16 protein-coding genes are annotated in these 19,821 nt (G+C 71.5%); 7 read left to right on the forward strand and 9 right to left on the reverse strand.

Annotated features, from left to right (window positions below; translation table 11 throughout):
• The first annotated feature begins 13 nt into the window (after positions 1 to 13).
• From BLP38_RS10480 to purU, 3 genes are all read left to right on the forward strand, one after another.
• A complete protein-coding gene (locus tag BLP38_RS10480; protein ID WP_091357092.1) occupies positions 14 to 1,729 on the forward strand; it encodes a long-chain-fatty-acid--CoA ligase in 1,716 nt (571 codons plus the stop codon).
• Between the two features lie 66 nt (positions 1,730 to 1,795).
• A complete protein-coding gene (locus BLP38_RS10485; RefSeq protein WP_091357095.1) occupies positions 1,796 to 3,280 on the forward strand; it encodes a peptide MFS transporter in 1,485 nt (494 codons plus the stop codon).
• Positions 3,281 to 3,336: 56 nt separating this feature from the next.
• On the forward strand, positions 3,337 to 4,215 hold the full coding sequence (gene purU / locus BLP38_RS10490) for a formyltetrahydrofolate deformylase (RefSeq protein ID WP_091357098.1): 879 nt from the start codon (positions 3,337 to 3,339) through the stop codon (positions 4,213 to 4,215).
• 167 nt (positions 4,216 to 4,382) lie between these two features.
• Here the strand turns inward: purU and BLP38_RS10495 are convergent, their stop codons facing one another.
• The 4 genes from BLP38_RS10495 to BLP38_RS10510 are packed head-to-tail and all read right to left on the reverse strand — an operon-like array spanning position 4,383 to position 9,559.
• Positions 4,383 to 5,186 carry a MerR family transcriptional regulator gene (locus tag BLP38_RS10495; RefSeq protein ID WP_091357102.1) on the reverse strand — a complete coding sequence of 268 codons (804 nt, stop codon included), beginning with the start codon at positions 5,184 to 5,186 and terminating at the stop codon, positions 4,383 to 4,385.
• A 36-nt stretch (positions 5,187 to 5,222) separates the two neighbouring features.
• On the reverse strand, positions 5,223 to 5,753 hold the full coding sequence (locus BLP38_RS10500) for a 2'-5' RNA ligase family protein (RefSeq protein ID WP_091357105.1): 531 nt from the start codon (positions 5,751 to 5,753) through the stop codon (positions 5,223 to 5,225).
• Positions 5,750 to 7,732, reverse strand: a complete 1,983-nt coding sequence (locus BLP38_RS10505) for a M13 family metallopeptidase (RefSeq protein WP_172824694.1) — start codon at positions 7,730 to 7,732, stop codon at positions 5,750 to 5,752. The genes BLP38_RS10500 and BLP38_RS10505 overlap by 4 nt, the downstream gene beginning before the upstream one ends.
• A gap of 36 nt (positions 7,733 to 7,768) precedes the next feature.
• Complete coding sequence (locus BLP38_RS10510; RefSeq protein WP_091357113.1) at positions 7,769 to 9,559, reverse strand: alpha/beta fold hydrolase; 1,791 nt, start codon at positions 9,557 to 9,559, stop codon at positions 7,769 to 7,771.
• A gap of 127 nt (positions 9,560 to 9,686) precedes the next feature.
• Here BLP38_RS10510 and BLP38_RS10515 point away from each other — a divergent pair, with 127 nt between their 5' ends.
• Genes BLP38_RS10515 through araA form a run of 4 tightly spaced genes read left to right on the forward strand, consistent with a single transcriptional unit; the run spans position 9,687 to position 14,550 of the window.
• A complete protein-coding gene (locus BLP38_RS10515; protein WP_091357117.1) occupies positions 9,687 to 10,679 on the forward strand; it encodes a LacI family DNA-binding transcriptional regulator in 993 nt (330 codons plus the stop codon).
• 60 nt (positions 10,680 to 10,739) lie between these two features.
• Entirely contained in the window at positions 10,740 to 11,435 is a 696-nt protein-coding gene (locus tag BLP38_RS10520) for an L-ribulose-5-phosphate 4-epimerase (RefSeq protein ID WP_091357120.1), read from the forward strand.
• Positions 11,432 to 13,051 (forward strand): xylulokinase, encoded by a 1,620-nt coding sequence (locus tag BLP38_RS10525; RefSeq protein WP_091357125.1) that lies wholly within the window; start codon positions 11,432 to 11,434, stop codon positions 13,049 to 13,051. Before BLP38_RS10520 ends, BLP38_RS10525 begins: the two co-directional genes overlap by 4 nt.
• Positions 13,048 to 14,550: an L-arabinose isomerase gene (araA, locus tag BLP38_RS10530; RefSeq protein WP_091357129.1), complete on the forward strand. Its 1,503-nt coding sequence runs from the start codon at positions 13,048 to 13,050 to the stop codon at positions 14,548 to 14,550. The genes BLP38_RS10525 and araA overlap by 4 nt, the downstream gene beginning before the upstream one ends.
• Positions 14,551 to 14,612: 62 nt before the next feature.
• On the opposite strand, the gene BLP38_RS10535 is transcribed toward araA, so the two are convergent.
• The 5 genes from BLP38_RS10535 to BLP38_RS10555 all read right to left on the reverse strand — a co-directional run bounded on the left by BLP38_RS10535 (position 14,613) and on the right by BLP38_RS10555 (position 19,782).
• Positions 14,613 to 15,149, reverse strand: coding sequence for a hypothetical protein (locus BLP38_RS10535; RefSeq protein WP_091357133.1), 537 nt, complete (start codon positions 15,147 to 15,149; stop codon positions 14,613 to 14,615).
• On the reverse strand, positions 15,149 to 15,559 hold the full coding sequence (locus BLP38_RS10540; protein WP_091357136.1) for a DUF4383 domain-containing protein: 411 nt from the start codon (positions 15,557 to 15,559) through the stop codon (positions 15,149 to 15,151). The genes BLP38_RS10535 and BLP38_RS10540 overlap by 1 nt, the downstream gene beginning before the upstream one ends.
• Positions 15,560 to 15,734: 175 nt before the next feature.
• On the reverse strand, positions 15,735 to 17,624 hold the full coding sequence (locus BLP38_RS10545; protein ID WP_091357139.1) for a DUF2264 domain-containing protein: 1,890 nt from the start codon (positions 17,622 to 17,624) through the stop codon (positions 15,735 to 15,737).
• Positions 17,625 to 17,635: 11 nt separating this feature from the next.
• Positions 17,636 to 18,742 carry a glycerate kinase gene (locus BLP38_RS10550; protein ID WP_091357141.1) on the reverse strand — a complete coding sequence of 369 codons (1,107 nt, stop codon included), beginning with the start codon at positions 18,740 to 18,742 and terminating at the stop codon, positions 17,636 to 17,638.
• Positions 18,739 to 19,782, reverse strand: a complete 1,044-nt coding sequence (locus BLP38_RS10555) for a LacI family DNA-binding transcriptional regulator (protein ID WP_091357144.1) — start codon at positions 19,780 to 19,782, stop codon at positions 18,739 to 18,741. The genes BLP38_RS10550 and BLP38_RS10555 overlap by 4 nt, the downstream gene beginning before the upstream one ends.
• Positions 19,783 to 19,821: the final 39 nt, after the last annotated feature.

Consider the following 19,821-nt stretch of genomic DNA (forward strand, 5'->3'; position numbering starts at 1 on the left):
TAGGATCGTCGCCGTGCAGCTGAACGAGACACGCGCCTGGAACCGCTTCTACGCCGCCGGCACGCCGGTCGACATCGAACCCGTGACGGGGTCGCTCGTCGACCTGCTCGACGAACGCGTGCGCCAGTACGGCGAGCGCGACGCGATCGCGTTCTTCGGACGGGCGGTGACCTACGGCGAGCTCGGCTCGCGGGTCGCGCGCGTCGCCGAGGGGCTGCGGAAGCTCGGGATCGGCGCCGGTGACCGCGTCGCGTTGATCATGCCGAACGCCCCGCAGCACGTCATCGCGTTCTACGCCGTGCTTCGGCTCGGCGCGGTCGTCGTCGAGCACAACCCGCTCTACACGCGGGACGAGCTCGAGGTGCAGTTCCGCGACCACGGAGCGCGCACCGTCATCGCGTGGGACAAGGTGGCGCCGCTCGTCCAGTCGCTGCCGGCCGAGCTCGGCATCCGCGACGTCATCTCGGTCGACGTGACCACGGCGATGCCGCTGAAGACCCGGATGCTGCTGCGCCTGCCCGTCGCGAAGGCCCGGGAGTCGCGTGCCAAGCTGACGGCGGCCGCCCCCGGCACGATCCCGTTCACGCGACTCGAGAACTCCGCACCGATCGCCTCGGGGCACCCCCTGCCGGGGCGCGACGACCTCGCCTGCCTGCAGTACACCTCGGGCACGACGGGCGACCCGAAGGGCGCCATGATCAGCCACGGCAATCTGTGGGCGAACGCCCGCATGGGCGCCGCGTGGATGCCGGAGTTCCGCCACGGCGAGGGCAGCATCTACGGGTTGCTGCCGATGTTCCACTCCTTCGGCCTCCTGCTGTCGGTCATCTACTCCGTCGAGACCGGGTCGCGCGCCGTGCTGTTCCCCACGTTCGACCCCGAGCTGGTGGTGGATGCCGCGAAGCGGTTCCCGCCGACGTTCATCCCCGCCGTCCCACCGATGTTCGACCGGTTGGCCCGGGTCGCCCGCGACGGCGACCTCGACCTCAGCCGCGTCGTGTACTCCATCTCGGGAGCGATGACCCTGACCCCGGCCGTCGTCTCGCGCTGGGAGAAGCTCGCGGGCAGCATGCTCAACGAGGGGTACGGCCTCACCGAGACGAGCCCCATCGCCCTGGCCAACCCGTTCGACGAGTCGCGCCGCATCGGGGCCATCGGCATCCCGTTCCCCTCCACCGACATCAAGGTCGTCGACCCCGACGAGCCGACCCGCGAGGTCGCGCAGGGCGAGACCGGCGAGCTCCTCATCCACGGACCGCAGGTCTTCGCGGGGTATTGGAACCGACCGGAGGAGACCGCCGCGACCCTCCTCGAGGGCGGCTGGGTGCGCACCGGCGACCTCGTGCAGCAGGACGCGGACGGCTTCGTCACGGTCGTCGACCGCAAGAAGGAGCTCATCATCACGGGCGGCTTCAACGTCGCGCCGTCCGAGGTCGAGCAGGTCGTGTCCGGAACGCCGGGCGTCGCCGAGACCGCGGTCGTCGGCATCCCCCGCGGCGGCGGCGCCGAGGTCGTCACGGCCGTCGTCGTCCTGGAGGACGGCGCGACGTTCGACGAGGCCGCCGCGCGCGAGCTCGCCCGCGAGCGCCTGGCCGAGTACAAGCGGCCGACGACCTACGTCGTCTGGGAGGAGCTGCCGAAGTCCCTCATCGGCAAGGTGCTCCGCCGCCGCGTCCGCGACACCTTGCTCGCGGATCGCCACGCCACCCGCGCCGCCGTCGAGGACTGATACACCCGCGGCCGACGCCGCACAACCTGGGTGCCCTGTCCAGGACCGGTGCCTAGCCTGGGACGAATGCGGAACGTACCTCCCGTCGACCTCCCGTCCTCCGACGACACCGCAGCGCGCGACACCCGATTCTTCGGTCAGCCGTTCGCGCTCGCGCACGTGTTCGGCGTCGAGATGTGGGAGCGCTTCAGCTTCTACGGCATGCAGGGCATCCTGCTGCTGTATCTGTACTTCTCGGTCACCGACGGAGGTCTCGGCGTCGACCAGACGGTCGCGGCGAGCATCGTCGGCGCCTACGGCGGTGCGGTCTACCTCTCGACCGTCCTCGGGGCCTGGATCGCCGACCGCATCCTGGGCGCCGAACGCGTGCTGTTCCTCAGCGCGATCGTCATCATGGCGGGGCACATCGCCCTCGCACTGCTCCCCGGCTTCGCGGGCGTGACCGTCGGTCTGATCCTCGTCGCCTTCGGGTCGGGCGGGCTCAAGGCGACCGCCACGAGCGTTGTCGGCACCCTCTACGCCGCCGAGGATTCCCGACGGGATGCCGGTTTCTCGCTGTTCTACCTCGGCATCAACCTCGGCGCGTTCGCCGGTCCCCTGCTGACCGGCTTGCTGCAGTCGACCCTCGGGTTCCACTGGGGCTTCGGGCTCGCCGCCCTCGGCATGGCGCTGGGCCTCACGCAGTACTCGTTCGGACGCCGGAGCCTGCCCGCCGAGGCACGCATCGTGCCGAACCCGCTGCCGCGCGGGCGCTACCCGCTGTTCGCAGGAATCGGCGTCGCCGCCGTCGTGATCATCGTCGTCCTGGTCCTGACCGGCGTCATCCGCGCCGACAACCTCGCGCTGATCGTGATCGGTGCGGTCATCGTCGCGGCGATCGCCTACTTCGCGGTGATCCTGCTGAGCCGGCAGATCACGGCGCAGGAGCGCAGTCGGGTGTGGGGCTTCCTGCCGCTGTTCCTCACCTCGGTCGTCTTCTGGTCGCTGTACCAGCAGCAGTTCACGGTGGTGACGCTGTACTCGGCCGAGCGTCTGGATCGGAATCTGTTCGGGTGGGAGATGCCGATCCCGTGGGTGCAGTCGATCAACCCGGTGTTCATCATCCTGCTCGCGGGCGTCTTCACCGCCGTCTGGTCGAAGCTCGGTTCGCGTCAGCCGTCGACGCCGGTGAAGTTCGCGCTCGGCGTCGCTGTCATGGGTGTCGCGTTCCTGCTCTTCCTGCCGTTCGCGGGTGGCGGGGCGAACTCGACGCCGCTGCTGGCGATCGTCGGCATCCTCTTCGTCTTCACGGTCGCCGAGCTGATGCTCTCGCCCGTCGGCCTGTCGGCGGCGACCAAGCTCGCGCCGGAGCGTTTCCAGACGCAGATGGTCGCGCTCTTCTTCCTGTCGGTGTCGCTCGGCACCGCCATCGCCGGCCAGCTCGCGACCCTCTACAACCCGGACAACGAGGTGCCCTACTTCGCGACACTCGGCGGGATCTCGATCGCGATGGGCGTGCTGCTGCTGGTGTGCGTGAAGCCCGTGCTGTCGCTCATGAAGGGCGTGCGCTGACGGATGCCGCGCGTCACGCGGTCGGCATCCGTCACCGCACAGGGCAGAATCGAGGGATGACTTCGCCCGTGTCGCAGCTCCACCCCGACCACGCCTGCCTCATCGTGCACGGCAAGGACAGCCCCGGCATCATCGCCGCGGTCTCGGCGATGATCACGCGGATCGGCGGAAACATCGTCCAGTTCGACCAGTACTCGGACGACCCCCGTGGCGGCGCCTACTTCCAGCGCGTCGTGTTCCACCGCCCCGGCTTCGCCGGGCAGCGCCCCGCGATCGAGACCGAGATCGGCGACACGCTCGCGCCGTTCGACCTGGAATGGTCGCTCACCGACCAGTCGGTGCCCAAGCGCATGGCGATCCTGTCGTCGAAGCAGGATCACTGCCTGCTCGACCTGCTGTGGCGCAACCGGCGCGGCGAGCTGCCCATCACGGTGCCGATGGTCGTCTCGAACCACACCACCTCAGCCGACGACGTCCGCTCGTTCGGGGTGCCGTTCTTCCACGTGCCGTCGACGCCGGGTCCTGACAAGTCGGCATCCGAGGCGAAGATCCTCGAGCTGCTCAAGGGCAACGTCGACTTCGTCGTGCTCGCCCGGTACATGCAGATCCTGTCGCCGGAGTTCCTCGCCGAGCTCGGTGTGCCGGTCATCAACATCCACCACTCGTTCCTGCCCGCCTTCATCGGCGCCGAGCCGTACCGCAAGGCGAAGGAGCGCGGCGTGAAGCTCATCGGCGCGACGAGCCACTACGTCACCGGCGACCTCGATGAGGGCCCGATCATCGAGCAGGACACGATCCGCGTCACCCACGCCGACACCACCGCCGAACTCGTGCGCCGCGGCGCCGACGTCGAGCGCCAGGTGCTGTCCCGCGCGGTGCGCTGGCACGCCGAGGATCGCGTCATCCGGCACGGGAACCACACGATCGTCTTCTGACGCGGGGGCGCGGGTTCCGCGGGGCGTTCGAGGGACGCGAATCGTCGCTCGGGTCGGGTTCGGGCGACACGTAGCGTCCCCGGAACGCGATGAGGCCGCGATCCGGGGACGCGAACGGTCGTTGCGCTCCGCGCCAGGCGACAGATCGCGTCCCCGGAAACGGCTCGTCAGGCGACGGGCTGCTGCAGGTCGATGATCCAGCGCGAGCCGGGACCGTCGTAGGGCGTCTGCTCGTAGATCTCACGCGAGGGGCCGTCGAATCGCAGCCCGCGGCGCTCGATCTCGGCGACGAGCGCCTGCCACGCGGCCTGGATGCCGCTGAGGTCAGCCGCGTCGAAGCGGGTCGAGACGGCACGCGGATGCCGCGGCACCACCGCGCGCTCGAGTCCATCGGGCACGGGCGCATCGCCGATCTGCTCCGCCGCCGCGGCGATCATGCCGTCGTCGACCGTCGTGTAGACGGCGACGCCCGGACCGACGCGCGTCGCCCCCGACGCCTCGATCATCGCGCCGACGCGCTCGAACATGCCGCCGATCTCCCCTTCGATCTGCGACATCTCGTCGACCTTCGCCGAGAGCTGCACGATCGTCAGTTCGGGCAGCGCACCCTCGGTGTACTCGGACATGGGATTCTCCTTCTCGATCGATCGGAGTCTCGTCTCGACCTCGTGCAGGCGCTGCCGGTCCGCATCGATCTGGGCCGCGAGCTCGCCTCGACGCTCACGCAGGAGTCGGGCGACGGCATCCGACGACATCCCGTCGTCGAGCATGACGCCGACCTGCTCCAGCGTGAAACCGAGGTCCTTCAGCGCGACCAGTCGATTCGCGCGGTCCAACTGCGACGCGCCGTAGGAGCGGTACCCCGAGAAGGGGTCCACTCGCTGCGGGCGCAGCAGACCGAGCTGGTCGTAGTGACGCAGCATCCGCACCGAGACGCCGGCGAGGCGGGCGAACTCTCCGATACTCAACATGGTGATCCCAGGCCACAGTCTGACACCGTGTGAGGGTCAAGCCCCGGCCGCGAAGACCCCCAACCCGGTGACGGTGGCGGATGCCGCATCCCACCGCCGGAGCCCGCGGGCGACACCGACGATCGGCTCCCCGAGGAGCGGCAGCGCGCGCTCGAGATCCGTGACCTTGATGCGGCGCGCGAGGGTGACGTGCGGCATCCATTCGCCCGGCGCGGTGTGCGGAGCGTCGTCACCCGCGCCGGCGGCCTCGTGCACCGCCGCGTGCAGAGCGAGCAGGTCCACGGACGGCACGATCGAGCGCGCCAGCACCCGCCGCTCCCCCGCCCCGAAGAGCACGACCGCGCCGAGCGTCACGGGGAACGCGCCCGGCAGCGGCACCGAGGCGAGCTCCACCGAAGACCGCACGAGCAGCGTCACGTGCGGCGCGTTCGAAGGCGAGGTGTGCGCCGCGAGGCTCGACAGCCCGGCGTCGGCGAGCGCCTGCCATTCCGTGCGCACGGCGCGCTCGGTCGCCGCATCGAACTCGAGCTCGATGCTGACGACCGGCGCGCCGCGCACCACGGTCACCAGATGGTGACGCGCTTGTCCTGATCGAGCCAGAGCGCGTCGGCCTCGGTCACCTCGAAGGCGGCGTAGAACTCGTCGATGTTGCGGACGATCTGGTTGCAGCGGAACTCGTTCGGCGAGTGCGGGTCGATCGTCAGCAGACGGATCGTCTCGGCGTCGCGCCCCTTCTGCTGCCAGATCTGCCCCCAGCTGAGCAGCAGACGCTGGATGCCGGTGAGTCCGTCGATGACGGGACCGTCGGCATCCGTCGACCCGGTCGCCTTCAGGTGCAGCCGGTACGCCTTGATCGCGATGCCGAGGCCGCCCAGGTCGCCGATGTTCTCGCCGATCGTGAGGGCGCCGTTGACGGTGTGGTCCGTGGACAGCCCCTGCGGCACGAGCGCGTTGTACTGCTCGATGAGCGTCTTGGTGCGCTCGGTGAACGCGGCGCGGTCCTCGTCGGTCCACCAGTCGTTGAGCGCACCGGTGCCGTCGAACGCGCTCCCCTGGTCGTCGAAGCCGTGCCCGATCTCGTGACCGATCACCGCGCCGATGCCGCCGTAGTTCGCAGCCGGGTCGCGCTCCAGGTCGAAGAACGGGTGCTGCAGGATCGCGGCGGGGAAGACGATCTCGTTCATGAGCGGGTTGTAGTAGGCGTTGACCGTCTGCGGGGTCATGAACCATTCGTCACGATCGATGGGCGCCCCGAGCTTCGCGATCTGCTGGTCGTGCTGCCACGCGTTCGAGCGGCGGACGTTGCCGATGAGGTCGGATGCCTCGATCTCGAGGTCCGAGTAGTCCTTCCAGGTCACCGGGTAGCCGACCTTCGGGGTGAACGCCTCGAGCTTCTCGAGCGCACGCTCGCGCGTCGCCGGCGTCATCCACTCGAGCGACGAGATCGACTGCCGGTAGGCCTCGATGAGGTTGTCGACGAGGACGTCCATCTCCTCCTTCGCGCGCGGCGGGAAGTGACGCTCGACGTAGACCTTGCCGACCGCCTCGCCGAGGGCGGCCTCGACGAGCGAGACACCGCGCTTCCAGCGCTCGCGGTTGACGGGCACGCCGGTCATCTCGGTGCCGTAGAACGCGAAGTTCGCGTCGACGAACGCCGTCGACAGGAAGGGCGCCGATGCCCGGATGATCTGCAGGCGCAGCCACGCCTTCCAGTCCTCGAGGCGATCCTCTGCGAGCAGTGTGCCGAGGCCCTCGAAGAAGCTCGGCTGGTTGACGTCGACCTCCTCGATGACGCCCGCCTTGCCGGGCGCGACGGCGTCGCGCCACGGAGCGAGGTCGACGCCCGTGAGCTGCACCGCGGCATCCCAGCTCATCAGGTTGTAGGTCGCGACGGCGTCACGGCTGCGCACGTTGTCCCAGTGGTGGGACGCGATCTCGGTCTCGAGCGCGACGACGCGATCGGCCTGCGCGTCGGCGTCGTCGACGCCCGCGAGCGTGAAGACCTTGGCGACGTACGCACGGAACGCGGTGCGCGTCTTCTCGAAGTTCTCGAGGCGGTAGTAGCTCTCGTCGGGGAGCGACAGCCCGCCCTGCACGAGGAACATCACGTAGCGCTGCGGGTTGCCCGGGTCGGGCTCGATGTAGGTGCCGAAGACACCCGAAACACCCTCTCGCTCCAGCGACCCGGCGGTGCTCAGGAAGCTCGGGATGCCGGTGACCCGGTCGACGAGCGCGAGCTGGGGCGCGATGGCGTCGGCGCCACGCTCCTCGATCGCATCGGTGTCCATGAAGCTCGCGTAGAGGTCGCCGATCTTGCGGGTCTCGGTGCCCGGCTCGGCATCCGTCGACTCCTCGATGATCGTCTTGACGTCGCGCTCGGCCTGCTCGGCGATGAGGTGGAACGACCCCCACCGCGCCTTGTCCTCGGGGATCTCGGTGCGCTCGAGCCACGAGCCGTTGACGTAGCGGAACAGGTCGTCCTGCGGCCGGACGTCGGCACTGAGCTCGGCGAGGTCGATGCCGGAGGGAAGGGTGTTCTCGGTCATGCGTCCCACCCTATGGGCGCGTCCGGACGGCCCGGCTCATTCCCTCGTGGTCGAGCACTTCTCCGGTCCCGGCTCGCCGGCGAACCGGGCCGCCGTCCAGTCGATGAGCTCATCGAGCAGGGGCGACGGCCGCTCGACGACCGCCGCATGCTCGTACCCGTCGTAGATGCGGTAGTCGACGACCTGACCCGCCGCGCACATCCGCTTCGCGAACGCGGTCTGCGTCGCGACGGGGATCACGCTGTCCGCCCCGCCGTGCGCGAGCAGGACGGGCGCGTTCTGCCGGAGCGGTGCCGCATTGTCCCGCAGGTGCTCGCCGAGGGGACCGGATGCCGGAGGCTCGGAGAACAGCCGTGGGTCGCCGATCATGCCGAGCGACGCCGCGACCGAGACGACGATCGACGGATCGGACAGGCACCGTTCCGACATCTGCCTGAGCACGGTGTCGGCGCCGGGTCGCACGTACTGGTCGTACGAGACGTCGTCGTAGATCGACGAGAACGCCGCGAACGCGTACGAGGCGAAGATGCTGCCACCGGTCACGCTCGAGATGTTCTGCACGAGTGCGGGCGGATCGCTCGCCGGCGCGAGCGCCGCGACGCCCTGCACGTACAGCTCCGGCGCGTACTCGCGCGCCATCGAGCCCGCCCAGAGCGCGGCAGCACCGCCCTGCGAGTGCCCCCAGATGACCGTGCGGGTGCCGAGGTCGGCATCCTGCAGCTCCCGCGCAGCGCGCACCGCGTCGAGCGACGCCGTCGCGCTGGGCGGTCCGATCAGGTAGGGGTGCGGGCCCTCCGTGCCCAGGCCGATGTAGTCGGTCGCGACGACCGCCCACCCCTGCCGGATGATCGTCGGCAGGATGTACAGCGCACCCGACCAGAGCCCTCGCGGCTGCAGCGACGGCGCGCAGCTCTCCGAGAACCCGGTCGTGCCGTGGTTCCAGTCGACGACCGGCCACTGCCCGTCGCCCTCCTTCGGCACCACGACCACGCCGCTGGCCACGCGCACCGCGCCGTCGACACCGGTCGTCGTGTAGAGGATCCGCCAGGCGGTCGCCGTGACGGGGATGCCGGCGGTGAACGCTTCGGCGCGGACGAGCCGTCCGGGCTCCCCCGGCATGTCACGGGGCGCGGCGTAGAAGTCGTCGACGACGGTCGAGCCTTCGCGCAGCGGCACCGTCACGAGCGCCGTCGTCACCGCGAGCGCCACCGACACGAGCGCCGTCACGGTGCGCCCCCACCGGCGGAACCGCCTCGGCTCGTGGCGACGCTCCGCCTCGGTATCACGACGGCGGCGCAGGCGGGTCCACAGGTCGGTGACCCCGCTCATGATGAGACGCGCTCCGAAGACCACAGCCACGACGAGCAGGGTGATGTCGGGCCAGAAGAGTGCCAGGACGCCGAAGATCACGCCGGAGATCGAGAACGCGGCATCCGCGATACGGGCGTCGAGCGTGCGCCCCTTGGCGAACACGGCGACGAGGCCCGCTGCACCCGCCGCAAGCAGAAGGATGCCGACGAGCGTCGCGACGACGCGGACCGTCAGCCCCGGGGTGAGGAGCACGATGAGCCCGCCGACCACCCACGCTCCCCCGGTGACCGTGCGCCAGCGGGGGCGCTGCTTGTCGCCGTCGCGGCCGGTGAGATCGAGCACGCCCGTCAGGACCATGCCGCCGCCGATGAGCCAGGCGAGCACGCCGAGCGCGGTCGTCGGCCGGATGACGATGACGACGCCGAGGACCACGGCGGCCCCCGCCACCACGATGCGGACCCACTCGGGCAGGCGCGCGTAGAAGCGTCCAAGCGCGAGTCGCTGCAGCAGCCGCATCCGGTCCCTCCTCCGCGTGTCGGCGTCGACCTTCCACGCTAACGGCCGCATCTGCGAGCTGCCGCTCCTCGACAGCAGGTGACGATACGTGCAAGGGGGCGGACCGCGCGGGGCTACAGTGAGCGCCATGGGACGGGCCGGAACGATGCGCGCGAGCGTGCGCGACGTCGCCGCGCGCGCGGGAGTGTCGACGCAGACCGTCTCGCGCGTGCTCAACGACAGTCCGAACCTGCGCCCTGAGACCCGTGCCCGCGTCGAGGCGGCGATCGCCGAACTCGGTTACCGCGTCAACAACGCGGCGCGCTCCCTGGGCACCTCGACGACCCGGACCGTCGGGGTCATCGCCTCCGACGCGACCCTGTGGGGCCCTGGGGCGGGCATCGCCGCGCTCGACGCGGCGGCCCGTGCCGCGGACCGCTGGCTGGCGACGGCCTACGCGGATGCCGCGGACCCGGCATCCGTCACCGACGCCGCCCAGCGACTGCTCGCCCAGGGTGTGGATGCGCTGGTCGTCGTCGCCCCGCACACCGCGACCCTCCCCGCCCTGCAGGAGGTCGCCGGCCGGGTTCCGCTCGCCGCCCTTCACACCGGCGAAGGCGCCGAGCGGCAGCGTGCGGGAGCCGCGCTCGCGGTCGACCACCTCGTCTCACTGGGCCATCATCGGATCGCGCGGCTCGCCGGCCCGGCCGATTGGCTCGAGGCCACGGCCCGCGATGAGGGTGTCGATGCCGCATTGGCGGCCGCCGGCATCCGTCCTGCGACGATCTGGCACGGCGACTGGAGCGCCGCGGCGGGGGCCTCGGCGGCACGCGAGGTCGCGCAGGCCGTGCGCGACGCCGACGGGCCGACGGCGGTCGCGGCGGCGAACGACCAAATGGCGCTCGGCCTCATCGCGGGGCTCGTCGCCGAGGGACTGCGCGTTCCCGAGGACGTGTCGGTCACCGGGTTCGACGACAACGCGGATGCCGCCTTCTACACGCCCTCGCTCACGACGGTGCGCGTGGACACGGCCGGTGAGGCGCGGCGCGTCGTCGCCGAGGCCCTCGGCCTGCCGGCCGCCGTCGCAGCGGCGGAGCCGGTGCTCGTGGCCCGCGCGTCGAGCGCCGCGCCGCGCGGCTGACGCGGGGAACGGCAGTAGCGGTTCTGGTGCGACCGCGATGTTACCGATAACATCTCGTCTATGACCGATCTCGATGAGGCGATCGCCGCCGTTCGCGCGGACGTGGCCGCTCTCCACGCTGAACTCGTCCGCTACGGCCTGGTCGTCTGGACCGGCGGCAACGTCTCGGGCCGCGTGCCGAGCGCCGACCTGTTCGTCATCAAGCCGTCGGGCGTCTCGTACGACGACCTCGCGCCCGAGAACATGATCCTCTGCGACCTCGACGGCAACGTCGTCCCGGGCACCCCCGGCAGCGAGCGCTCGCCCTCGAGCGACACCGCCGCGCACGCCTACGTCTACCGGAACATGCCGGGCGTCGGCGGCGTCGTGCACACCCACTCCCCCTACGCCGTCGCCTGGGCGGCGCGGGGCGAGGAGATCCCCTGCGTCATCACCGGCATGGCCGACGAGTTCGGCGGCCCGATCCCGGTCGGACCGTTCGCGATCATCGGCGACGACTCGATCGGCCGCGGCATCGTCGAGACCTTGAGCGGTCACCGCTCCCGCGCCGTCCTGATGCAGAACCACGGGCCGTTCACGATCGGCGTCAGCGCGAAGGATGCCGTCAAAGCCGCCGTCATGTGCGAGGACGCCGCCCGCACCGTCCACTTCGCCCGGCAGGGCGGCGAGTTGATCCCCATCCCGCAGGACAAGATCGACGCCCTCTACAACCGGTACCAGAACGTGTACGGCCAGAGCACGGACGCCCGCCGATGAGCGCGGTCATCTCCTCGGGTGGCGCCGCCTTGGGCATCGAGCTCGGCTCGACCCGCATCAAAGCGTGCCTCGTCGACGCATCGAACCCGACCACCGTGCTCGCCGTCGGCAGCCACGAGTGGGAGAACGCTCTCGAGGACGGCGTCTGGACCTACTCCGAGGATGCGATCTGGTCGGGCCTGCAGGCCGCCTACGCCGCCCTCGTCGCCGACGTCCGCCACCAGGGCGCCGAACTGACCGACCTCGCCGCGATCGGCGTCTCGGCGATGATGCACGGCTACCTCGCCTTCGACGCCGAGGGGAACCTGCTCGTCCCTTTCCGCACGTGGCGCAACACGTCCACGGGTGCCGCGGCGGCCGAGCTGACGGACCTGCTGGGCGTCAACATCCCGCTCCGCTGGTCGATCGCGCACCTGCACCAGGCGGTGCTCGACGATGAGGCGCATCTCGCTTCTCTCGCGAGGATCAACACCCTCGCCGGGTGGGTCCACGAGAAGCTCACGGACCGGTTCGCACTGGGCGTCGGCGACGCGTCGGGCATGTTCCCGATCGGCACCGACGGCGGCTACGACCGCGACCGCGTCGCCACCTACGACGCGCACGCCGCCGGGTTCCTCGCCGGCCGCAGCCTGACGGACCTGCTGCCCGAGGTGCTCCCCGCAGGGGCGGATGCCGGAACTCTCACCCCCGCAGGCGCCGCCCTGCTCGACCCGACCGGCACTCTGCGCCCTGGCGCGGTCGCCGCTCTCGCCGAGGGCGACGCCGGCACCGGCATGGTCGCCACGAACGCGGTCTCGCCGCGCACCGGCAATGTCAGCGCCGGCACGAGCATCTTCGCGATGGTCGTCCTCGAGCGCCCGCTCGAGCGGGTCCACACCGAGATCGACCTCGTGACGACGCCCGCCGGCGACCCCGTCGCGATGGTGCACTGCAACAACGGCGCGAGCGAGCTCGCCGCCTGGGCGGCGCTGTTCGCGCGGTTCGCCGCGGCATCCGGTCAGTCGCTCTCGTCCGACGCCGTCTACGAGACGCTCCTGCGCGAAGCACTCGAGGGCGGGTCGGATGCCGGTGGTCTCCTCGCCTACAACCACCTGTCGGGCGAGCCGATCGCCGGCCTCGCCGAGGGGCGCCCCCTGCTCGTCCGCACGCCCGACGCGGACTTCTCGCTCGCGAACCTCATGCGCGCACAGGTCTACGGCGTCTTCGCGACGCTCGCGATCGGAATGCAGACGCTCGCCGCCGAGGGTGTCGAGCTCGACGCGATGTTCGCGCACGGCGGCGTCTTCCGCACCGCCGGGGTCGCGCAGCGCTTCCTCGCCGGGGCGCTCGACGTGCCCGTCACGGTCGGCGACACCGCCGCCGAGGGCGGCGCGTGGGGCATGGCCGTGCTCGCCGCGTACGCGGTCGCGGAATCCGGCACGGACCTCGCCGCCTACCTCACCGACCACGTATTCGCGGGGTCGGCCTCCGACACCGCCACCCCCGAGCCGGCCGACGTCGCCGGGTTCGCCGACTACCTCGCGCGCTACCGCGACGGCCTGGCCGTCGAGGCCGCCGCCGTCACCGCACTGCCGCTCGGCGGCATCCGCTCATCGAAGAACGAAGGAACAGCATGACCCTCTCCACCAGCCTCGAGCAGTACACCGTCTGGTTCGTCACCGGCAGCCAGAACCTCTACGGCGAGGAGACGCTGCGGCAGGTCGCCGAGCAGTCGCAGGCCGTCGCCGAGGGCCTCGCAGGCCTGCCCGTGAAGGTCGAGTGGAAGCCCGTCCTGAAGGACTCGGACTCGATCCGCCGCCTCGCCCTCGACGCGAACGCCGACGACTCGGTCATCGGCGTCATCGCGTGGATGCACACCTTCAGCCCCGCGAAGATGTGGATCTCGGGCCTCGACGCGCTCCGCAAGCCGCTGCTGCACCTGCACACACAGGCGAACGTCGAGCTGCCGTGGAACGACATCGACTTCGACTTCATGAACCTCAACCAGGCCGCGCACGGCGACCGCGAGTTCGGGTACATCCAGACGCGCCTCGGCGTTCCCCGCAAGACTGTGGTCGGTCACGTCTCGAACCCCGTCGTCGTGCAGCAGATCGAGGACTGGGAGCGCGCGGCCGCCGGCTGGCAGGCCGTGAAGACGCTCAAGCTCGCCCGCTTCGGCGACAACATGCGCTACGTCGCCGTCACCGAAGGCGACAAGACCGAGGCCGAACTGCAGTTCGGCGTGCAGGTCAACACGTGGGGCGTGAACGAGTTGGCGGATGCCGTGGCCCAGGCGTCCGATGCGCAGATCGACGCGCTCGTCGAGGAGTACGTCGCCTCGTACGACGTGGCCGACGAGCTGCTCCCCGGCGCGGAGCGGCACCAGTCGCTGCGTGACGGCGCCGCCATCGAGATCGGGCTGCGCTCGTTCCTCGAGGCCGGCGGCTTCGGGGCGTTCACGACGTCGTTCGAGGACCTCGGCGCGCTGACGCAGCTGCCCGGCCTTGCCGTGCAGCGCCTCATGGCCGAGGGCTACGGCTTCGGCGCCGAGGGCGACTGGAAGACGGCGATCCTCGTGCGTGTCGCGAACGTCATGGGGTCGGGTCTGCCCGGCGGAGCGAGCCTCATGGAGGACTACACCTACGACCTCGTGCCCGGTGCCGAGCGGATCCTCGGGGCGCACATGCTCGAGGTCTCGCCGACGCTCACGACCTCGAAGCCGCGCCTCGAGGTGCACGAGCTGGGCATCGGCGGCAAGGCCGACCCCGTGCGCCTGGTGTTCACGGCGGATGCCGGCCCCGCCCTCGTCGTGGCGATGAGCGATATGCGCGACCGGTTCCGCCTCGTCGCGAACGTCGTCGAGAACGTCCATGCGCCCGACCTTCCCAAGCTCCCCGTCGGCCGCGCCGTCTGGAAGCCGTCGCCGGACTTCGCGACCTCGGCCGCCTGCTGGCTCGCCGCCGGCGCCGCGCACCACACCGTCATGACGACGGCCGTGGGCATCGAGGTGTTCCGCGACTTCGCCGACATCGCCGGCACCGAGCTGCTCGTCATCGACGAGCACACGACGGTGCGCGGCTTCCAGAAGGAGCTCCGCTGGAACCAGGCGTACTACCGCCTCGCACAAGGGCTGTAACCGGAACCGACGACGGCCCCGTCATCCTCATCGGATGCCGGGGCCGTCCTCGTGCGGAATGCTCAGTGCCCGCCGTGGCCGGGCATGAACACCTCGTTGACATTGGCGCCGGGGGCATCGCTCCCGACGGGGGTCGCGGCGAGCGCCGGTGTGACGATGCCCGACAGCAGGAAGGCCCCGACGACGAGGCCCCACACGCTCGTGCGCGCGGCGGTGCGAGCAGCAGACGGCTCGCGCCGTGCGGACCGGCGGACTGCGACGGCCGCGGTGACACCGACGACCAGAGACAGTGCGAGCGCGACCGCGACCGGGTAGGCACTCATCTGCACGGGATTGACCAGGAGCACCGTCGTGGCCGCGGCGATACCGGCCAGCCCGATGATCATCGCCCCACGCGGAGCGACGAGGCGGCCCTTGGCGAGGGCCACGGCACCCCAGATGAGTGCCGCCGCCCCCACGGTGACCAGGAGGACGCCGACGCCGCGAGCTGCGACGTCAGCGCCCTTGGTGATGGCGCCCGCGCCGAGTCCGAGCTGCAGCAGTCCGGCGCCCCACGCGGCGAGCGTCGGCCAGGAGCGGACCAGAGCGGACGGCGACATCAGACAGCCGCGCGAGTGGAGACCTGCTTGTCGGCGGCGAGACCGACGCCCAGCAGCACGATCGCGCTACCCAGGTGCAGGAAGTGGTCGGCGGCGTTCAGCGCCAGGATGTTGGCGGCACTGCCCTCGATGAAGAAGCCGACGATGCCGAGCAGCAGGTAGGCCGCACCGACGACGATGTTCACGCCCTTCGCGGCGCGGACGTTGGACAGACCGCCGATCAGCAGCGCTGCACCGATCAGGAGGTGCGCGATGTTGTGCAGCGGGTTCACCATGAAGATGCCGAGCAGGAGCCCGCCATCGGTGGCGAGGAAGTCGACGCCGCCCGTGGCCGTGAAGCCGAGCAGGCCGACGAGGATGTAGACGGCGCCGAAGATGACGGCGACGAGGCGGTTGGGTGAGCTGGTCATGAGATTGTCCCTCCATTGGTGCGACGGATGCCGCGGGCCGTGCGTTCAGGTGCCACACAGCATTCGGTGCGGGGCCCGGAACGGATTGCGTCCAGGCCCTCGTTGCGACTGTAGGGATGCGCCTGCGCCGTTTCGCAGGGCTTGTGACGCCGCCTGACGCCCTGCTATGGAGTGGCTATGCCGACGGCAGCTGTGTGCGCGACCTATGACCGTCGGGCCACGTGATCGACACGGTGTCGCCGTCGCGTTCGACGACCGCCTCCGTCCGCACGGGCGCGCCGGCTCCGCGCAGGTCCAGCACCACGATCGCCTCGCCACGAGGCTCGAGGTCCACGACGGGCACGACAGCGCTCGCGCCGAGGGGACTGGCATCCTGTCTGCGCACCGCGTCGGCGGTTCCGCCGGTCAGGGAGCGGATGCCGCTGGTCACCCCGTGCGCGGACGCCTCGGCGACCGCGCCGCTCACGCGCGACACCGGGTCGCCGCCCGCGATGGCCCATCCGCCGACGCGGAGCTCCACCGCGTCGGCCGCGACGCCGTCCGTCCGCACGATTCGCACCTCGACACCGCCGCGGACGAGCGAATCCACCCGGATGCGACCGGCGGGACGCGCCTCTCCGGTGAACCCCGATCCATGCGCGTGGGCCGTCGGGGCCGGCGCGATCCACTGGGCGTCCCACGTCGCCGACGCCACGCCGATCCCGGCATCGACGCGCGTGCCGAGCAGCCGCATCCCGCTCCGGTGGGTGCTGCGGCCGTCGGCATCCGTCAGCGTCACCGACTGCTCGAGGGGCTCGAGCCACGCCTGCGTGTCCAGCAGGGGCGCGGTCGCGGTGGAGTAGCCGATGCGCGCGTAGAGCGGCGAGTCCGTCGACACCACGCCCAGGCCGGAGTGATCCGTGCCGTGATTGATGACCCGGACGATGCCGTCGGCCGCGGTGCCCGAGACGATCCACCCGGGCGAGGCCACGGCGCGCAGGACGTCGCCCGTCTCGACGGGGAGCGGCTCGGTGGGCGTCGTCCAGACCGGATGATCCGCGGGCAGCAGGACACCGAGGAGCCCCTTGACCGCCCAGTACGGCGACCCCGGCCCGGAGTAGGACTGCGCCAGGGTGCGCCACTCGCCGTGCCATCCCATCGTCAGGACGCCATCGGCGTCGGGAGCACCCCGGTCGGCGAAGTGGCGGACGATGAGCTCCGCCGCGTGCCGCAGGCGGCCTGCCGAGTGCGACGGCACCTCGGCGATGACGCCGACCCAGAACACCGCGGCGGCGGCGAACCGGTAGATGAGGCTCCTGCCCTGGATCAGGGGCGAGCCGTCGCCGCCCACGAGGGCGAGCGCATCGTCGAGGAAGCGATCCAGGCGGGCGACGTCCCCCGCCGTCCGACCGCCGGCGAGCTCGGCGGCCCCCGACATCCGCGACCACAGGACGGGGTACACGTGCAGCGCCCAGCCGACGTAGTGGTCGTACGAGCGCTCCTCGCCGTCGGACAGCCAGCCGTCTTCGCGGACGAACGAGTCATGGCACGCGAGATCCGCCTCGATGTCGGCCGCGGACCACGGGCCGCCCACCGAGCGCAGGAAGGTCTCGACGACGATGCGGAACCAGACCCAGTTCGTGCGCGGGTACGCGTCGTCGCCCACGACGGGCGCGAACCAGTCGATCGCGCGCTGCTGCGTGACGGCGTCGAGCGCGTCCCAGACCCAGGGCCGCGTGAGGTCGAGGACGAGGGCGATGGATGCCGCTTCGACCTTCGCCTGCCCGTGCTCGTCCGGTCGCACCCACCGATCGGGCGCTCCGGGGTCAACGCCCGCCGCGACCCCGCGGCGCACGAACGAGATCAGGTCGTCGACGCCGACGCCGCGCTCCCCCGCGATGCGGAACCCCGCCAGCAGCAGCGTGCGAGCGAACCCTTCGAGACCGTCGACGTCGTGTCCGTAGCCGCCCTCGGCTCCCGGGAAGTGGATACGTCCGCCGCCCGGTGAGGCGTGGCGCCGCGCGGCGTCGAGCAGCGTGTCGGCGTGGGCGAGCCAGTCGGCTCGCGACCACTCCTCGGCGACCATGGCCGCCTCCGTCAGCCTTGCCGGCTCGCGAGGGCTCGTCCGGCCTCGCGCAGCCACCGCTCGGGCTCGGCCATCGACGAGGCCGCGCTCCCGGCCAGCTCGGTCGTCGAGAGCGCGTGCGCGAACCCCGACGTGTCGGCATCCGCTCCGATCCGACCGGCGACGACTGCGACGGGCACAGATCGCGACGTCGCGAGCCCGCGGACGAAGGCGGGAACCTTGCCCGCCGCGGACTGGCCGTCGAACGAGCCTTCACCCGTGACGACGAGGGATGCCGCGGCCACCGCACCGGCGAGGTCGACGAGCTCGGCGACCCGCTCCGCCCCCGGGACGAGATCCGCACCCCAGGCGGCGAGGGCGAAGCCCGTGCCGCCCGCGGCGCCCGCACCGGGCAGGAGCGGATCGGCGGTTGCGGCGTGACGCGCGATGCACGCCGCGTACCGCTCGAGCACGCCGTCGACGACCTCGACGTCGGTGGCGGTCAGCCCCTTCTGCGGGCCGAACACGGCTGCCGCGCCCGACGGCCCCGTCAGCGGATTCGTGACGTCGCTGAGGACCGTCACCCCGCCTGCCGGCATCGGCCGCACATGGGTGAGGTCGATCGCCGAGACGGCGGCGAGTCCGCGCGCGCCGGCGGGCACGTCCCGCCCGTCGGCGTCGACCATGCGCGCCCCCAGGGCACGCAGCATCCCGCTGCCGCCATCGGTCGACGCCGACGAACCGATACCGAGGACGAGTCGGGTGACACCGGCGTCGAGGGCGGCGGCGATCGCCTGCCCGAAGCCCGTCGTGTCGGCATCCCACGGCAGTCGGTCGTCACTGAGGAGTTCGATCCCGCTGGTGGAGGCGAGCTCGACGACGCCCGTGCCGTCCGGGAGCAGGAGCCACGAGGCGTCGACGGCGGTGCCGCGGGGGCCGCGTACCCGGACCGGCCGCCGCTCGGCGCCCGGGACGGCGGCGGCGAAGGCGTCGAGCGTGCCCTCTCCGCCGTCCGCCATCGGACGCAGCGCGATGTCCGCGGCGGGGTCAGCGTCGCGCCAGCCGGCAGCGACGGCGGCCGATGCGGCGGCAGCGGCGACCGAGCCTTTGAAGCTGTCGAGCGCGATGACGATGCTCATGCGCGCGGCGGGGTGCTCTCGCGCAGCAGCACCTCGAGTTTCAGGTCGTCGGGGTGCGGCTCCCAGTCGGCATCCGTCGCCGCGCGAAACGCCTGATACCCGACCTCCTCGAGCGGGACGCGGACCGTCGTGAGGGCGGGGGTCACGTCGCGGCTGGTGGGGATGTCGTCGAACCCCGCGAGCGCGATGTCCTCGCCCGCCGTGCGTCCGGCGGCACGGATGGCCGTGAGCGCTCCGATCGCCACGACATCGCTGATGCCGACGACGACGGTGCCGGTGCCGACCCCGTCTTCGAGAGCGCGCGTCATCGCCTCGTAGCCCGCTTCGCGGGTGAACCCGCCGCGGTAGACGCGCGGCTGCGTCCCGCCGGCTCCGGTGAACCCGGCCGTGAAGCCATCGACACGGGAGTCGCTGGTCGCCGTGCCCTCCTCCGCCGCGAGGACGACGGCCTCGCGGTAGCCGCGGTCGACGAGCGCGCGGCCGAGAGCCTCGGCCCCGCTGCGGTTGTCGAGGATCAGCGAGCGCACGGCGCCGGCTCCCGGCCCGAGCGCGACCACCTGGCCGCCCATGGCGCCGAGCAGGTCGAGTTCGCGGGTCAGGTCGGGGTTCGGCCCCGACGAGGTCCGCGACGCCGCGAGGATCAGTCCCCGCGGGCGCTGGCCCCGGAGCGCGCGGACCAGTCGCACCTCGCGCTCGGCGTCGCGTTCCGTGATCGCGACCGTCACGACGAGTCCCGCCTCGTCCGCACCGCGGGCGACGCCCGACGCGATGAGCCCGAAGTACGGGTCGGCGATGTCGGCGACGAGCAGCGCGATGATCGCCGACGTCCCGCGAGCCGTCGCCTGCGCCGACAGGTTGGCCGTGTACCCGAGGCGGGCCGCTGCCGCCTCGACACGCTCCCGGTACGAGTCCGCCACCTTCCGGGTCGATCCGTTCAGGGCGCGCGACGCGGTGGCGAGCGAGACGCCCGCCTCGCGGGCGACGTCGTCGAGGGTGACCGCGCCGGTGGGCGCGATTCGACGCAGGGTGCGGTCCGTCATGGTGCGCAGTCTACGGGCGGGTCCGTCGGCGTTCCGTGC

Source organism: Microbacterium sp. LKL04 (genome assembly GCF_900102005.1).
In the GTDB taxonomy this organism is placed as follows: Bacteria; Actinomycetota; Actinomycetes; order Actinomycetales; family Microbacteriaceae; genus Microbacterium.

Excerpts from the sequence above, each read along its gene's own strand:
- BLP38_RS10485 (WP_091357095.1), top strand. The coding sequence starts at position 1,796 with ATGCGGAACGTACCTCCCGTCGACCTCCCGTCCTCCGACGACACCGCA.
- purU (WP_091357098.1), top strand. The coding sequence starts at position 3,337 with ATGACTTCGCCCGTGTCGCAGCTCCACCCCGACCACGCCTGCCTCATC.
- BLP38_RS10495 (WP_091357102.1), bottom strand. The coding sequence starts at position 5,186 with ATGTTGAGTATCGGAGAGTTCGCCCGCCTCGCCGGCGTCTCGGTGCGG.
- BLP38_RS10505 (WP_172824694.1), bottom strand. The coding sequence starts at position 7,732 with ATGACCGAGAACACCCTTCCCTCCGGCATCGACCTCGCCGAGCTCAGT.
- BLP38_RS10510 (WP_091357113.1), bottom strand. The coding sequence starts at position 9,559 with ATGCGGCTGCTGCAGCGACTCGCGCTTGGACGCTTCTACGCGCGCCTG.
- BLP38_RS10515 (WP_091357117.1), top strand. The coding sequence starts at position 9,687 with ATGGGACGGGCCGGAACGATGCGCGCGAGCGTGCGCGACGTCGCCGCG.
- BLP38_RS10520 (WP_091357120.1), top strand. The coding sequence starts at position 10,740 with ATGACCGATCTCGATGAGGCGATCGCCGCCGTTCGCGCGGACGTGGCC.
- BLP38_RS10525 (WP_091357125.1), top strand. The coding sequence starts at position 11,432 with ATGAGCGCGGTCATCTCCTCGGGTGGCGCCGCCTTGGGCATCGAGCTC.
- araA (WP_091357129.1), top strand. The coding sequence starts at position 13,048 with ATGACCCTCTCCACCAGCCTCGAGCAGTACACCGTCTGGTTCGTCACC.
- BLP38_RS10535 (WP_091357133.1), bottom strand. The coding sequence starts at position 15,149 with ATGTCGCCGTCCGCTCTGGTCCGCTCCTGGCCGACGCTCGCCGCGTGG.
- BLP38_RS10540 (WP_091357136.1), bottom strand. The coding sequence starts at position 15,559 with ATGACCAGCTCACCCAACCGCCTCGTCGCCGTCATCTTCGGCGCCGTC.
- BLP38_RS10545 (WP_091357139.1), bottom strand. The coding sequence starts at position 17,624 with ATGGTCGCCGAGGAGTGGTCGCGAGCCGACTGGCTCGCCCACGCCGAC.
- BLP38_RS10550 (WP_091357141.1), bottom strand. The coding sequence starts at position 18,742 with ATGAGCATCGTCATCGCGCTCGACAGCTTCAAAGGCTCGGTCGCCGCT.
- BLP38_RS10555 (WP_091357144.1), bottom strand. The coding sequence starts at position 19,782 with ATGACGGACCGCACCCTGCGTCGAATCGCGCCCACCGGCGCGGTCACC.